General features: G+C 45.8%; 18 protein-coding genes. 12 read left to right on the top strand and 6 right to left on the bottom strand.

What is annotated here, in order from left to right:
• Positions 1-149: 149 nt before the first annotated feature.
• The 7 genes from cobT to btuD all read left to right on the top strand — a co-directional run bounded on the left by cobT (position 150) and on the right by btuD (position 6245).
• On the top strand, positions 150-1178 hold the full coding sequence (gene cobT, locus AACV32_RS14775; protein ID WP_170895355.1) for a nicotinate-nucleotide--dimethylbenzimidazole phosphoribosyltransferase: 1029 nt from the start codon (positions 150-152) through the stop codon (positions 1176-1178).
• Complete coding sequence (locus tag AACV32_RS14770; RefSeq protein WP_017048661.1) at positions 1178-1978, top strand: adenosylcobinamide-GDP ribazoletransferase; 801 nt, start codon at positions 1178-1180, stop codon at positions 1976-1978. Before cobT ends, AACV32_RS14770 begins: the two co-directional genes overlap by 1 nt.
• Positions 1978-2547 carry a bifunctional adenosylcobinamide kinase/adenosylcobinamide-phosphate guanylyltransferase gene (gene cobU, locus AACV32_RS14765; protein ID WP_017049138.1) on the top strand — a complete coding sequence of 190 codons (570 nt, stop codon included), beginning with the start codon at positions 1978-1980 and terminating at the stop codon, positions 2545-2547. Before AACV32_RS14770 ends, cobU begins: the two co-directional genes overlap by 1 nt.
• Positions 2544-3146 carry a histidine phosphatase family protein gene (locus AACV32_RS14760; RefSeq protein ID WP_013856645.1) on the top strand — a complete coding sequence of 201 codons (603 nt, stop codon included), beginning with the start codon at positions 2544-2546 and terminating at the stop codon, positions 3144-3146. The genes cobU and AACV32_RS14760 overlap by 4 nt, the downstream gene beginning before the upstream one ends.
• A gap of 193 nt (positions 3147-3339) precedes the next feature.
• The gene (locus tag AACV32_RS14755; RefSeq protein ID WP_017044832.1) at positions 3340-4368 is read left to right on the top strand and encodes a succinylglutamate desuccinylase; all 1029 of its coding nucleotides are present in this window, start codon (positions 3340-3342) and stop codon (positions 4366-4368) included.
• Between the two features lie 139 nt (positions 4369-4507).
• Complete coding sequence (btuC, locus tag AACV32_RS14750; protein ID WP_170895369.1) at positions 4508-5503, top strand: vitamin B12 ABC transporter permease BtuC; 996 nt, start codon at positions 4508-4510, stop codon at positions 5501-5503.
• The gene (gene btuD, locus AACV32_RS14745) at positions 5490-6245 is read left to right on the top strand and encodes a vitamin B12 ABC transporter ATP-binding protein BtuD (protein WP_017044830.1); all 756 of its coding nucleotides are present in this window, start codon (positions 5490-5492) and stop codon (positions 6243-6245) included. The genes btuC and btuD overlap by 14 nt, the downstream gene beginning before the upstream one ends.
• Positions 6246-6473: 228 nt before the next feature.
• Here the strand turns inward: btuD and AACV32_RS14740 are convergent, their stop codons facing one another.
• The 3 genes from AACV32_RS14740 to AACV32_RS14730 form a co-directional block, all read right to left on the bottom strand.
• Positions 6474-7049, bottom strand: a complete 576-nt coding sequence (locus AACV32_RS14740; protein WP_010318603.1) for a nucleoside triphosphate pyrophosphohydrolase family protein — start codon at positions 7047-7049, stop codon at positions 6474-6476.
• A gap of 129 nt (positions 7050-7178) precedes the next feature.
• On the bottom strand, positions 7179-7745 hold the full coding sequence (locus AACV32_RS14735; protein ID WP_026028400.1) for a DUF1415 domain-containing protein: 567 nt from the start codon (positions 7743-7745) through the stop codon (positions 7179-7181).
• Positions 7746-7814: 69 nt separating this feature from the next.
• A complete protein-coding gene (locus AACV32_RS14730; protein WP_013856650.1) occupies positions 7815-9029 on the bottom strand; it encodes an MFS transporter in 1215 nt (404 codons plus the stop codon).
• A gap of 154 nt (positions 9030-9183) precedes the next feature.
• Here AACV32_RS14730 and AACV32_RS14725 point away from each other — a divergent pair, with 154 nt between their 5' ends.
• Positions 9184-10053 carry a LysR family transcriptional regulator gene (locus AACV32_RS14725; RefSeq protein WP_026027359.1) on the top strand — a complete coding sequence of 290 codons (870 nt, stop codon included), beginning with the start codon at positions 9184-9186 and terminating at the stop codon, positions 10051-10053.
• Positions 10054-10076: 23 nt separating this feature from the next.
• Here AACV32_RS14725 and AACV32_RS14720 read toward each other — a convergent pair whose 3' ends face one another.
• Positions 10077-10304 (bottom strand): glutaredoxin family protein, encoded by a 228-nt coding sequence (locus AACV32_RS14720; RefSeq protein WP_010318599.1) that lies wholly within the window; start codon positions 10302-10304, stop codon positions 10077-10079.
• 165 nt (positions 10305-10469) lie between these two features.
• On the opposite strand from AACV32_RS14720, the gene AACV32_RS14715 reads away from it, so the two are divergent.
• The 3 genes from AACV32_RS14715 (at position 10470) to AACV32_RS14705 (ending at position 12291) form a co-directional block, all read left to right on the top strand.
• Complete coding sequence (locus AACV32_RS14715) at positions 10470-10973, top strand: M48 metallopeptidase family protein (RefSeq protein WP_010318598.1); 504 nt, start codon at positions 10470-10472, stop codon at positions 10971-10973.
• The gene (gene rlmF, locus AACV32_RS14710) at positions 10973-12007 is read left to right on the top strand and encodes a 23S rRNA (adenine(1618)-N(6))-methyltransferase RlmF (protein WP_170895354.1); all 1035 of its coding nucleotides are present in this window, start codon (positions 10973-10975) and stop codon (positions 12005-12007) included. Before AACV32_RS14715 ends, rlmF begins: the two co-directional genes overlap by 1 nt.
• Before the next feature lie 62 nt (positions 12008-12069).
• The gene (locus tag AACV32_RS14705; protein WP_017049140.1) at positions 12070-12291 is read left to right on the top strand and encodes a hypothetical protein; all 222 of its coding nucleotides are present in this window, start codon (positions 12070-12072) and stop codon (positions 12289-12291) included.
• Between the two features lie 22 nt (positions 12292-12313).
• On the opposite strand, the gene pilW is transcribed toward AACV32_RS14705, so the two are convergent.
• Both pilW and metA read right to left on the bottom strand, forming a co-directional pair.
• The gene (gene pilW, locus AACV32_RS14700; protein WP_017049141.1) at positions 12314-13027 is read right to left on the bottom strand and encodes a type IV pilus biogenesis/stability protein PilW; all 714 of its coding nucleotides are present in this window, start codon (positions 13025-13027) and stop codon (positions 12314-12316) included.
• Positions 13028-13172: 145 nt separating this feature from the next.
• A complete protein-coding gene (metA, locus tag AACV32_RS14695; protein WP_013856656.1) occupies positions 13173-14114 on the bottom strand; it encodes a homoserine O-acetyltransferase MetA in 942 nt (313 codons plus the stop codon).
• Positions 14115-14251: 137 nt separating this feature from the next.
• Here metA and AACV32_RS14690 point away from each other — a divergent pair, with 137 nt between their 5' ends.
• Positions 14252-14626, top strand: a complete 375-nt coding sequence (locus tag AACV32_RS14690; protein WP_164996775.1) for an ATP-binding protein — start codon at positions 14252-14254, stop codon at positions 14624-14626.

Here is a 14626-nt window from a genome sequence, read left to right as displayed (position 1 = left end):
GTTTGACAATAGCGCCCATATAAACCTAAAAACGCCTCCTGATTTTGTAGAAAACAGGGGGTGTTTTTTTAGGCTCAAATAGGCAAAACCTAGCCGATACTAGCGAATACGAGTACACTCTTCTCTTTTCATGGAAGAGCCCAGAAGCAATGTTAAAACAAGATCATAGCCAAGCGATACAGCAAAGAATCGATCAAAAAACCAAACCGTTGGGAGCGCTGGGCCAACTTGAGTCATTAGCACACCAGCTCGCCTTAATCCAAAGTCAAAATCAGCCTCAGCCCACTCAGCAGATCACCATTCATAAGCCTACAGTACTCGTCTTTGCTGGCGATCACGGTATTGCAGATGAAGGCATTAGCATTGCGCCAAGCGCGGTGACTCAGCAAATGGTGCTTAATTTTCTGGCGGGTGGTGCGGCCATTAACTGTTTTTGTCGCAGCAATCAAGTCGAGATGAAAGTGATAGATTGCGGGATTTTACTCCCTGTAGAAAGTGACAATCCGCACTTTCTTGTGCAGCGCTTAGGTAGCCGAACGGAGAACTTTGCTCGCCAAGCGGCGATGTCTGTAGAGCAAGTGAAGCAAGGGCTACTGCTAGGCAATCATGCCGTGCAGCAGGTGATCCGTGCGGGGTCCAATATAGTGATGTTTGGTGAAATGGGCATTGGTAATACCAGTAGCGCTTCTGCGATATTAGCGGCGCTTTCTAAACATTCTGTTGAGCAGTGTGTTGGTTACGGCACCGGCATTTCAACACAGCAATATCAGAAAAAAGTAGAGCTGGTGAAGCAAGGCGTAACACGCTGCCGTGGTTTGGATCCAGAAACGGTACTTGCGGAAGTAGGCGGCTTTGAAATTGTGCAAATGGTCGGAGCATTTTTAGGCGCTTACCAGCAGCAAACGCCGATTCTGGTGGATGGATTTATCGTCACGGTAGCCGCGTATGTGGCCACACTTATTGAACCAGATTGCCGCGAGTTGATGATTTTTGCTCATCAGTCCCATGAATCGGGCCACCAACGCGTACTGGAACTGTTAAACGCGACACCACTGCTTAATTTAGGGTTGAGGTTGGGTGAGGGAACGGGTGCTGTATTAGCCGTACCTTTGGTCAAAGCGGCCGCCGAGTTTTACAGCACCATGGCCAGTTTTGCCGACGCAGGAGTGACAGTGTAATGCTGCGCGTTTTCGCTTATCAATTAGAGCTGTTCTGGTTGGCGTTGAGTTTTTTCTCGCGCCTTCCTATTCCTAACAATACGCCCTATTGCAGTGAACGAATGAACCGATCTGGGCGCTATTTTTCCTTGGTTGGTCTATTACTCGGCGCGATCTGCGGTGCCATCTACAGTGTGCTGATCCTGATTTTACCAAACGAGGTAAGCATCGCACTGACGATGGTGGCCAGTTTGCTATTAACAGGGGCGTTTCATGAAGATGGCTTAACTGACATGGCGGACGGCATTGGCGGAGGAATGACGGCTGAGCGCCGTTTAAGCATCATGAAAGATAGCCGCATTGGCACTTATGGTGCGGCCAGTTTAGTGATGGCGCTACTGTGTAAGTTTCTCTTTTTAGAGGCGCTACTTGGTTATGGCAACGTATTAATGGTGTGGGTACTAGGCTACAGTTTTAGCCGTGCGATAGCGGCATCGTTGATTTTCGACATGCCGTATGTAAGCGATCTCGATAGCAGCAAAAGTAAGCCGCTAGCCAATAAACAAACCCTTCCAGAGCTCATTTTTCTACTGCTGTGCGGCTTAGCGCCTGCGTTATGGTTTGGTTGGCAGGTAAGCTTAAGTTTGGTATTGGTTGCTGTAGTTTTTCGTATTTTCTTCAAAGCTTGGTTGATGGCGCGTATTGGTGGCTTCACGGGTGATTGCCTTGGCGCTGCACAACAGATTATGGAACTGCTGATCTATCTGCTGCTTATTGTATTCGCTGGGTTGGGTTATTTGAGCATGGGAATGATTGAATAATGGTGCATTTGATTTTGGGTGGCGCGCGTAGCGGTAAATCTTGTTTCGCTGAACAGGCCGCAAAGCAAGAACACCAAGCCCTGCTAATGCGGCTGCCGCAGGCTCAGCTTAAGTATGTTGCCACCGCAATTGCGTTTGATGATGAAATGCAGGCAAGGATTGCTCACCATCAGCAGCAAAGAACGTCGGAATGGCAAGAGCACGAATGTCCTGAACAACTACCTGAGTTAATTGCCACTTTTTCAGCACATGATGTGGTATTGGTGGACTGCTTAACGCTGTGGCTGAATAACGTTATCTACAACCATGGCCAGCAAGCTCACGAAGCGGAGATAAAAAAGCGAGTCGAACAACTCTGTTTTGCCGTTGAGCAAACGCCCGCCACTTTGGTTATCGTCGCTAACGAAGTGGGCCTTGGCGTGATCCCGATGGGGGAGGTTTCGCGCTTATTTGTCGATAACGCGGGCTGGCTTAACCAAGCGCTAGCCAAGTTAGCAACCCGAGTGAGCTTTATTGCGGCGGGCTTACCGATTGTTTTAAAAGACATCGCTTTAAAAGGCTCACAATGATCAATCTCTATTTAATGCGCCACGGTAAAACCGTCGGTCGGCCTGCGCTCAATGGTAAAACAGATGTGCTCGTTGAAGCGCATCGGCAAGAGCAGATCGCTCACACTTTGCTGAGATCCCCTTACTCCTTCTCAAACATCATTACTTCGCCGCTACGCCGTTGCCGTGATTTAGCGCAGCAACTGGTTTTACAGCAGCCGAAATTGGATTACCAAATTGAGCCTGATTTCCAAGAGATGGATTTTGGTGACGTCGATGGCGTGGCCTTTGATGAACTGCAATCGATGTGGCCAGTAGTGGAAACTTTGTGGACCAATCCGGCCCAACATCAACTACCGAATGCAGAAAACTTGGCCGATTTTCATCAGCGTGTAACTCGTGCTTGGGAGGCTCAGATTAAAGGGATTAAGCAAGACACTTTAATCATCGCTCATGGTGGAACAATCAGAATGATACTTGCCAATGTTCTAGGCACTGACTGGCAAAACCGCCATTGGTATAGTGTGTTGAATATCGACTATCAATCATTAACTCATATCCAAATAGGAAAAGATAACGCTGAGAATGTGAGTGTGAAGAGCATCGGAATTCAAATTTAGCACCGGGTGAGCATGCAGTAGAGTATGGAGTAACTATCAGATTTAATGATAGAATTCCCGGCAATTAACGCCGGCCCCTGGTTAAGCGTATTTTGTATAAGGTATTGAGACGATCGTTGATAAGTGGGATCGCCTCAACATAAATTGCTTCTACAATTCATTAACATACCGCTGTGCAATAAAGGAGTAACGCATGACGAAGTCCCTTTTCCGCCAATCTTTCCTATTTGATAGTTTGGATTTAGACCAAGAAATGGTCACTGGCGAAATCAAAACGGCAGCTGGTATTACGCTTAAAGTGCTCTCGCGTGGAGTGCTCGAAGTGATCCCCGCTCATCTCAACGATGAGAGTAAGCACATCATTATTTCTTGCGGTATTCATGGTGACGAAACTGCGCCACTGGAATTAGTAAATAAGCTGGTGGATGATATTCAGTCAGGTTTTCAAGCGGTCCAACACCGCTGCTTATTTATTGTGGCTCATCCTCAGGCGACGAATCAACATACCCGTTTCGTGCAAGAAAATTTGAACCGTTTATTTGATGATAAAAAGGGCAATACCTCCCTAGAAAGAGAGATTGCACAGCATCTAAAACAGACAGTGAAAGACTTTTTCGAACACACTGCTGAGCAAAACCGGTGGCATCTTGATTTACACTGTGCGATTCGTCACTCCAAACATTATTCGTTTGCCGTCAGCCCCAAATCTCGCCATCCTGTCCGCAGCCGCGCACTGATGGAATTGATTGAAAGTGCGCATATCGAAGCGGTGCTGCTTTCAAATTCACCCTCGAGTACCTTCAGTTGGTACAGTGCAGAGAATTTTGCCGCGCAAGCTTTAACGCTTGAGCTGGGGCAAGTCGCACCTCTTGGTCAAAACAACCTAGAGCGATTAGTCGCGTTTGACTTAGCCATGCGCGATTTGGTAGCCAATGCGACACCTGAACACTTGCCAAGAAAGCCAACCATTTATCGTGTCAGCCGTACCATCGTCCGTTTGCATGACGATTTTGATTTCATGTTTGATGATAACGTCGAAAACTTCACCGCGTTTAAACATGGTGAGGTATTTGGTCATGATGGTGAAAAGCCACTCATGGCGAAAAATGAAGATGAAGCGATCGTATTTCCTAACCGAAAAGTGGCATTAGGCCAGCGCGCCGCGTTAATGGTGTGCAAAGTGGCGACACGCTATGAAGACGATCAATTGGTATACGATTAACCGATGGTACTTTTGGCTTGTTAATCTTTTGACCTGTTGACAAGGTTAACAGGCGATTGCTTTGGTATATCACTTTCTATTTAAATGGCTTAACGGTAAGGTTAGGCCATTATTGTTTCTCTTACTTACATATAAGCGCATGACGTTCAATCAGTTACTCTTAAAAAAACAGCGTCGCTGGCATTACGCCCTCTACGCTATGCTGGCATTGTTGATTACGATGAGTGCGTTTTATTTGATGGTGGGTGAACTCTTTATCAGCCCATTTCACACTTGGTCACCACTGGAATGGCAGTTAGTGACTGAACTTCGTGCTCCTCGTCTGCTCTCTGCCGTCATCATTGGTGCTTCACTAGCCGTATCAGGCGCGGCGCTGCAAGTGCTATTAGGGAATGTTTTGGCCGAGCCGGGCGTGCTTGGTATTTCTGGTGGCGCCAGTGTGGCGATGGTAGTGGTGCTGTTTTTCTTCCCTGCCTTGGCCTCCCCTGAAATTTTCATGCTTTGTGCCGTAGTCGGTGCGATGGTGTTTACTCTTTTACTGGTCAGCATGGCTAAAGCGATGCGTTTAAGTACAACCCGCTTATTGTTGGTCGGTGTGGCGCTGGGTATTTTATCTGGTGCTGTGGTGACATGGGCGTTTTATTTCAGTAATGATCTCAGTTTAAGGCAACTGGTTTACTGGTTGATGGGCAGTATTGGTGGTGCAAGCTGGTATCAACATACGCTTTCATTAGCTGCGCTTCCGGTGATCATCTGGCTTGCTCTGCAAGGAAAAACGTTAGACAAACTGATGTTGGGCGAAACTCATGCAAAGCAGTTAGGTGTGGATGTGCATCGACTACGTTGGAAATTGATTTTTTCCGTGTCGCTGCTGGTAGGAGTTGCGGTGGCATTGGGCGGTGTGATCAGTTTTGTTGGGTTGGTTGTTCCGCATTTATTGCGCTTGGCGTTTGGTTCTGAAAACCGCTATCTTTTACCTATGTCGGCTCTGTTCGGCGCACTTTTACTGGTCTGCGCGGATACCGTTGCCAGAACGGCGCTTAATGCTGCTGAGCTTCCACTTGGTGTCGTCACTACCACCATTGGTGCGCCGATTTTTATTTGGATGTTGTTGAAAAACCATGATTCACGTTAATAGCCTGCAGGTTTCATCACGCTTATTACCACTCTCTTTTACCTGCCAAGCGGGAGAGGTGCTGCATGTGATTGGGCCTAATGGCAGCGGAAAAAGCACTTTACTGTCGGCGTTAGCTGGCGTGACAGAGAGCCAAGGTGAGGTCTACATTGGTGATCTTCAGCTTTCAAGCGCATCGTTAGAGGCGCTGTCACTGCACCGAGCTTATCTGTCGCAAAACGACAAGCCTGTTTTTAATGTTGATGTTTATCAATATCTTGCCTTAGCGATCCCCAGTTGCGCCGATTTACATTCTCAGGCTGTTAATCAAGCCGTGGTTCATCTCACTCAACGATTGAATATTCAAGACAAATTGCATCGATCCATTCACCAACTGTCAGGCGGCGAATGGCAACGTGTCCGCTTGGCCGGTATTTGCTTGCAAATTTGGCCAACCTTAAACCCTTACGCGCAGTTATTGATATTAGATGAACCTGCGGCGCCTCTTGATATTGCTCAAGAAGGGTTGCTTTATCGTTTGATTGAAGAGGTTGCACAGCAAGGGATAGCGGTAGTAATGGCCAATCACGATCTCAATCGAACATTGCGCCATGCCGATCGCGCTCTGTTACTGCAAGATGGCGTATTGCAAAGTTCCGGCTCGGTTGAACAAGTATTAGAGAGCCAAGCGTTAAGTGCAGCGTTTCAGACTCAGGTGAAGCAGGTTGTTGTTGAAGGAAAGCCTTACCTTATCTTTGATTAAAAGCACAACTGTCGTGCAGTCAGCACACTTTTAGCGCATCAATGTGCTGAAGATAGAATGATAAAAATAGTAAGTCTATTAAAAACAAATAGTTAGGTTTTATGTGAAAGTTGGCACGCCAATCGCATTAATAGAATCGATACATTCTCGTTCTTGTTAGGCTTTTTATAAGTCTCTTAACCACCTTGCTCCCACAAGGTGGTTTTTTTTATCTGAGTCTTTGCAAGGTTATTGCGTCAATGAAGCAAGGTCAGCAGGACGGTAATAGACTGATTTGAGTACTTTACCTTGGCGAATCGTTTTGCCTTCAGAGACAAAATCTTGTGCGCATTTAGCAATAATGTAGTCGCCTTTTTGTACGGCCATCAGCTCAATACCTTGTTCAGCATAGTAGGCTTGGGTATCGGCATACTCTTTTTCATTGCGACACACTTTACTCATGTTCGAGCTGTGCACTTCATCCCAGCATGGAATAAATTCGATGCCACGATTCACGGCAACATTGAGCAGAAGATCAATCAAATAGCTGATCGCTAAGTTGTCACTCACTTGGCTATGCCCAAGGTGGACTAAACGACCCATCAAAACGTACACAGTATCGATGATCGCATCCGCTTGTTCCGTTTTATTGTCAGCTTCAGCAAGTTCAGTCAACTCTTCAATCGCGAGCGAAGTATGCAACGTGTCAGCTTTATCGTTTAAGCTGCTGGCATCAGCAACGGGGAGATCAAAGGTGCTACGAAACTCGGTAATATCGCGGTAAAGATGATCGTAAATCTCTTGAGTAAGCTTGGATAAATGCATTATCTCGGTCCATTGGTTTGGTTAACAGGGATTGTGACGCGTAGTAACAAACTGATAGTAAGAAAATGGATAGTAACAAACTGATGGCAAAGCTGCGACCCATGCCATCAGTTTGGTCAAAGAACAGGGTTACTTATTGAGAAACAAATAAGGAAACAGTTGGCGGCGTTCTTGGTCACTTAGAGCACTAACACGAGCGATATTGGTATCGGGAATCGCTTCTGGGTTAGGGTAGTACTTGAGTACTTTTTCCATGCTCTCTTCGCGAATAAGATGGAAAATCGGGTACGGCGAACGGTTAGTTAGGTTTTCGTCATCTTCGGGGCGTGTGCCGCCAAAACAGTAGTGAGGGTGAAAGGTAGCGACTTGGAAGATGCCTTGCCAATCTTGTTGCGTAATTAATGCTTCGACCCAATCGATAAAAAAGTTGTACTCAAAAAAATCTTCGAGCATGTTTGGCACCACCACTAAGGTGGTCTCAAGAGACTGTGCCGAGCTGCCTTCTAACTCTAGCAATTGTTGCAAAATGTCTTGCAGCAATTGTTCTTCAGTATCGGCTTCACTGACGAAAATTTTGATCTGTTGGTTACGTTGTGGTTTTGCGGCGAAAGGGCAGAGATTTAAGCCAATCACCACATCGTTAAGCCACTGTTCGACTTCAGTTGTGATGGCGGTTTTATTTATCGTTACGCTCATAGTGCTTATTAAAATAGTCAATTTGGCGCAAGCATAACATGAGTCTTTTGATAAAGTGAGTGGATAACACTACTTGATCAATTCATGCAGCGGTTTGCGGTGCGCAAGGGCGCGGTCATCATGGCGCAATTTCCAACAGAGAAAAAACATCGCCACATACAACACCATTCCACCCGAAACCACCACCGCCCAACCGCCATTTTGCCAGCAATAGAGTAAGAAAAACCCGCCAAGGCTGCCACCCACATAGTAATGAACCAAATACAGAGCGGTCGCGGTTGCTTTTGCGCTGCTGGCCTTTTGGCTCACCCATGAATAGGCGAGCGTATGAGTAAAAAAGGCGCCGAAACTGATCAACATTAAACCGATCAGCATAAACGGGATCGATTCAACCAAAGCTAGCCACATCCCCGATAAACTGAGTAAGGCTCCCAACATCATGCCCGAAATGGCATTGTAGCGTTTTGTCCAGTTGGCGGTCAGTTTCGAGCTGAGTGTTCCCGCCAAATAACATAGGAAGATCAATGAGGCTAAGCCAATCGGTAGCGAATAGGGTTCGGCGACAAGCCGAAAGCCCATCACTGAGTAGAGATTAACAAACAGCGCGAAGTTAGTACCACCAATCAGCATCGCAAGCCACAGTGTGCGGTTAGAAAGATGTTTTACTAGCGCACGGTTGTGGTGAAAGAACAAGCCTCGTTGCGGCGTGAAATTGCGTTGAATGGGCAGTAACCACAGAACAATGATGGCGCATACGAAAGTCAGTATGGCAATCACAATCACGGCTTGTTGCCAGCCAAAGGCATCGGTCAATATACCGCCTAAAATTCGGCCGCTAATACCACCTAATGAATTCGCAGCAATATAACCGCCAATCGCTTGGCTAAATGCTTGAGGCGAAAGCTCCTCAGCCATGTAAGCCACGGCAACCGAAGCAAAGGCGGCCAATGCGACGCCCATTAGTGCACGTGTTAAAACCAGCACCCATAGCTGTTGGCTGATCAACATTAAGCTGCCGATTAATGGCATCATGAATAGCCCTAATAACATCACTTTGCGGCGGCCAAAGGATTCAGAGCTGATTGCCCAAGGGACTAAACTGACGGAGAGTGCGAGGGTTGATGCGGCAAATAACCAGTTAATTTGGGTTTCCGAAACCGCAAAATGCGTAGCAAGGTAGGGCAACATTGGCTGAAAAAGATAGAGATTACAAAAGACTAAGAACGAGCCGAGCGCAAGTCCCCAAGTGACTTTTCGGTATTCTTTACTGCCAATTTCGATCATGATTACGCTTCACTTACGTTATGTATCTGTGATCACAGTAGCAGTGGCTTGGTGATTAATAAAATATATTAAAAATATCGTCGTGATATATAAAATATATCCCAACCTCGTTGGACGAATCTCGCTTCGTTTGATTTTGTGGAACCATAACGCTATGGATACTCGCCATCTAAAACATTTTTCGGCTGTGGTTCAGTGCGGCAGCTTTACTTTAGCAGCCCAGCAACTGCACATTGCGCAGCCAGCACTCAGTATTTCGATTAAAAAATTTGAGCAGCAATTAGGGGTTGTTTTGCTAAAAAGAGATGAGCGAAAAGTGACGCTGACCCATGAAGGGCAAGTGTTATATGAACACGCCACTCGTATTTTGCAGCAACTTGAAGATGCACAATTGGCGATGGATGAGCTTAAAGGGTTAGTCAAAGGCGAAGTGAGGCTCGGCGCGCCGAGCATGATGGGATCCTATTTCTTTCCAGAAATTGTAATGGCTTTTAAAAGTCACTTTCCCTTGCTAAAAATGACGGTGATAGAAGCGGGAACTCAGTCGATTAGAAAAATGTTGCTCAGTGGTGAGCTAGATATTGGCGTGATCCTCAATCATGATCTTCCTCCGGATTTAGAGGTTGATCCCCTCTTATCATCGCAAATGGTGGCGGTAGTGGGGAAAGAACATGAGTTAGCACAACGAGAATCGATAGATTTTAAGACCTTTTTTGAGCATGAATTGGTAATGTTTAAGCCCGGTTATTTCCACCGCGACTTCATTGATAAAGTGTGTAAAGAACATAAGCTCAGCGCACATTTCTCTTTTGAAACCAATCTTTTGCCAATGATTTTAAGTATTGTCAAACATGAGTACGCAGTGACTGCGTTATTAGAGCTTGTAACGGAGCATGAACCGGATGTACGAGCGATCCCTTTTGAACCGCCAGTCTGGTTAGATTTAGCCCTCGCATGGCGCAAAGAGGGCTATTTGTCTAATGCCGACCGTACTTTTATTGAATTTGTGAAACAGTATGTGTGAAAGGGGCGATGTGTATCGTTCGATTAACTTTGATAGATTTTTTCAAAGTTGTTTGGGTTCCAGCCAATCATAATTCGATCACCAATTTTTAAAGCCGGTACACTGCGCGCGCCGATCGCATCCAGTTCCTTCCGGCCGCGTTGCATTTTTGCGTTACATAAGCGGTAGGGGATCTGTTTGGCGTCAAGATAGCGCTGAGCATCTTTACAGTGCGGGCATTTATCTTTGACGTAGAGCACAATACGTTTCATCCAATTCACTCATTAACCGAACATAAAGGGCGGCAAGTTTACCCACCGAGGCGCTGAGTTTCAACTCTCTCGGATACGAAGCCTTGCTCCTTGTGATTGGAAAGATGAAACGCAGGCTTGATTCAGTTACACTTAGCGCCTTTTTTATGAGTCAGTTGCTGGGCTATGCATCCATCTTTTCGTTACATACAAAACTATCCGCCTCATCTCGTTTCACAAGTTGAACAGTTGATCACGGCCGGTAAATTCGTTAGCTGGTTTGAGCAACGCTACCCACAGCGCCATTCGATTCAAAGTGAAAAAGCGTTGTTTAACTACGCGATTGATCTCAAAAATCAATACATGAAGAAAACGGCGCCGATCAGTAAAGTGGTGTACGACAATAAAATCCACATTATCAATAACGCACTAGGGTTGCACAGTTATGTTGCCAAAGTGCATGGTGGGAAAATCAAATCTAAAAATGAGATCCGCATAGCGAGCATGTTTAAAGAAGCACCGGAGCCGCTGCTGCGCATGCTAGTGGTACATGAGCTGGCTCACATCAAAGAAAAAGAGCACAACAAGGCCTTCTATCAACTGTGTTGCCATATGGAACCGAATTATCATCAGCTCGAGTTTGATGCACGATTATTTATGATGTATCTCGATTTAAAAGAGGAGCAGTAATGTCAGCCAAAGCGAAGTCGCAGAAAAGCCAACCAGAAGCGAGCCATAAAAAACCTGCGTTAAAAGCAAAGCAGGGGTTACATCCTCGTAATCAGCATCAAGGACAATACGATTTCCCCGCGCTGATTAATACACTGCCTGCTTTGAAGCCCTTTGTTATTCGCAACCCGAGTGGTGAACCGAGCATCAATTTCTCCGATGCGATGGCGGTGAAAATGCTCAACAAAGCGTTATTGGCACATCATTATCATGTGACCCATTGGGATATTCCCGCTGGGTATTTGTGCCCGTCGATCCCCGGTCGAGCTGATTATATTCATCGCGTGGCCGATCTGCTGCTAGATGAGTGTTCAGCAATCAAGCATGAGAAGGTTCACGCACTTGATATTGGGGTCGGAGCGAACTGTATTTATCCGATAGTGGGTGTGGCAGAGTACGGCTGGCGCTATGTTGGTAGCGATATTGATCCTATCTCTATTAAATCCGCCAATCTGGTGGTTAATAACAACGCTTCACTCAATGGGCGTATTGAATGCCGTTTGCAGAGTGATGCAAAACACATTTTTAAGCAGATTATTCAAGAAAATGAGCGTTACGATCTCACCACGTGCAACCCGCCTTTTCATGCATCACAAGTAGAGGCGCAGCAAGGCAGCGAACGTAAGTTGAAAAATTTACAGCGTAATCGAGTCAAAAAAGGTCAAGAAATTGCGGGGCAAGACGCTAACAGAAGTAAGGCGGTCAGGCTCAACTTTGGTGGACAAAAAGCTGAGTTATGGTGCCCCGGTGGTGAAGCTGCCTTTATTAAAAACATGGCCTTTGAAAGTCAACACTACGCTCAGCAAGTGCTGTGGTTCACCACATTGATCTCTAAAAAAGAGAATGTACGTTGGATGCAAAAACAGTTAGATAAAGTGGGTGCTGCAGTGGTGAAGGTTGTTGAAATGCAACAAGGGCAAAAAGTGAGTCGATTCATCGCATGGAGTTTCCAAAATGACAGTCAACGCAAACAATGGTTAGCGGCAAAGTGCTAGGCTGACTTCGTTGATTGACTATATTGGTCAGTGAGTTGAGATAGCAATAGAAGGAGTAAGGTATGGACTTTGACCTTTATTTACCTTGCCAACCCGGATGGATCTGCCAGCCCTTCGCTTATCTGTTTGCCTTGCTTGCGATGATTGGGCTTGGGTTTTTTATTCGTATTATCTATCGCGAATATCAAAAAATTCAGCGCGCTCAGAAAGTCAGACGTCTTCGCCGTATCCACTATCGTGACCGTACTGGTGGCAAAGACGGTAGACCCACCAATATCAAATAACCCTTGCCCTAGTAATACGATGTTAGGAAAAGGTATCGAGCGCCGCTTGATATTTTTTCTCTAACGCTTTATTTCCTGCCTTTTTCTCTAACTCTACCAATAATTGAAGCGATGTTTTTTGGTTACCGTAGCGCTGATTAAATTGCATCAAGCGGATGCGAGCTTGCGTGTATTGTTGAGCGTCAATTTCCAATTTAGCTAATTGCAGCAATGAACGAGCTCGATTAGGGTCATGGTCTAATGTTTTTGCAAAATAGTAGTGCGCTTGTTCTTTATCGCCAGATTTTAACGCGCAAAAGGCTGCGTTCTCATAGCTTGCAGGGACAAGGTAATAATAGGGTTGAGCAATGGCGCGGTTAAAATATTCATCGGCTTTTTGATATTCGCCCTGCTTGCACAAAAATGTGCCGTAGTTATTGAGAATATTGCCATTTTTGGGATGGGCGCGAAGCGCGGTTTGATAGGTTTTACGTGCGGCCTCTGTTTCACCGACAGTTTCGTAGTAGTGAGCCATCGCAAGTTGCGATCGATAGTAAGTTGGCGCATGTTGTGTGGCTTTTTCTAGGTTCTCACGCGCTTTGCTCATGTTGCCATTTTCTAAATAGCCTAGGCCGAGCGCAATGCGAGATTCGGCCATTTCAACCGGATCCGCTTTTACTTCAGGCTCACCTTTTTCGTTCACGGTGACACAGGCCGATAACGTGAACATTATCAATATCATCAGTACTTTTTTCATTATCTGCAGCTCCTAAATCGCTTAGACGCATGATAAGGAAATCAGAAGATCGAGGGGGAAAGAGCAGAGAAGAATGCGAGTCAGTATGCACTATGTTTGATGAAAACCTGAACACCTCATTACTGAGATGATCAGGCATGAAATACTAATCGTCTTTGGTAAATTTATCTTCGCTAAAGTGTTCAAGGTCGTAAGGTGTTTGTTGGTAAACACAGTAGTTTAACCAGTTTGCAAACAGCAAGTGACCGTGGCTTCGCCAGCTGGCGACTGGTTTATTATCTGGATTATCATTGGGGTAGTAGTTGACTGGGATTGCGGGTTCCATCCCTTCACCTAAATCTCGAATATATTCACCATGCAGTGTATGTGCGTCGTACTCAGGGTGACCTGTGACAAACACGTTACGTTTATCTTTGGTTGAGGCTAAGTACACACCCGCCACATCAGAGGTGGCGAGAATATCTAAATTCGTATGTTCGGCTAAGTATTCTGGTGAGAAATCAGCATAACGAGAATGGGGCGCTAAAAAGGTGTCGTCAAAGCCGCGTAATATCGGATGAAAGGGATGGTGGATTTCATGATGATAAACGCCCGATAATTTTTCTTTGCGAGTTCGTTTGGGCAGATTGTAGAGCAGTTTTAGCCCCGCTTGCGCTGCCCAGCAAACGTAGAGTGTGGAAGTGACGTGATTTTTAGCCCATTCCATCACGCTTTTTAAGTGTTCCCAATAAATCACATCTTCAAATTGGACCAACCCCAAAGGTGCTCCGGTGATGATGAGCCCGTCGAAGTTGCGATTTTTTACCATCTCAAATTGACGGTAAAAGTTCTCCAAATGCTCAGTGGGGGTATTTTTACTTGGGCGCTCATCAATTCTCAGTAATTCAATATCCACTTGCAGCGGAGTATTGGATAACAGGCGCAAAAACTGAGTCTCGGTTTCGATTTTCTTCGGCATTAAATTCAAAATCAAAACTTTCAGTGGACGGATGCCCTGTGTGGCGGCACGTGTTTCTGACATCACGAAAATGTTCTCATGACGCAGTACATCACCGGCTGGCAGTTGGTCGGGGATCTTAATCGGCACAGCTTTCTCCCTAAGCTATTTTTGGACGTCTATACTGCCGAACTTAACTCAATCAAAACCAGATGTCGATAGCAAAATGAATCTTGCTGTGAAATTGGTTACTATTGGATATCCGTTTACTTACCTGTTGGATACACATGGCGCTAACCTTAACTTTGATCAGGGGATTACCCGGCTCAGGCAAAAGCACCTTAGCAAGGACGCTACATGCAAAGCATTTTGAAGCGGATATGTATTTTATCAATGAGAAAGGCAACTATTGTTATCAGCCAGATAAAATCGAGCAAGCTCATCGGTGGTGTCAACAGCAAGTGGAGCGCTGTTTAGCGCAAGGTGAGGACGTTGTTGTGGCGAATACTTTTGTTCGACATTGGGAGATGCGAGCTTACCGGCAGTTGGCTAAACGTTACCATGCAACCTTAGTGATTAATGTTTGTCGTGCACAGTACCAGAATGTTCATGGTATCGATGATGCCACTGTTGAGCGTATGCGTCAGCAGTGGCAGGAATGA

The organism is Vibrio sp. B7 (genome assembly GCF_963888765.1).
Classification (GTDB): domain Bacteria; phylum Pseudomonadota; class Gammaproteobacteria; order Enterobacterales; family Vibrionaceae; genus Vibrio; species Vibrio anguillarum.
This window is presented reverse-complemented; position numbering and strand designations above follow the sequence as displayed.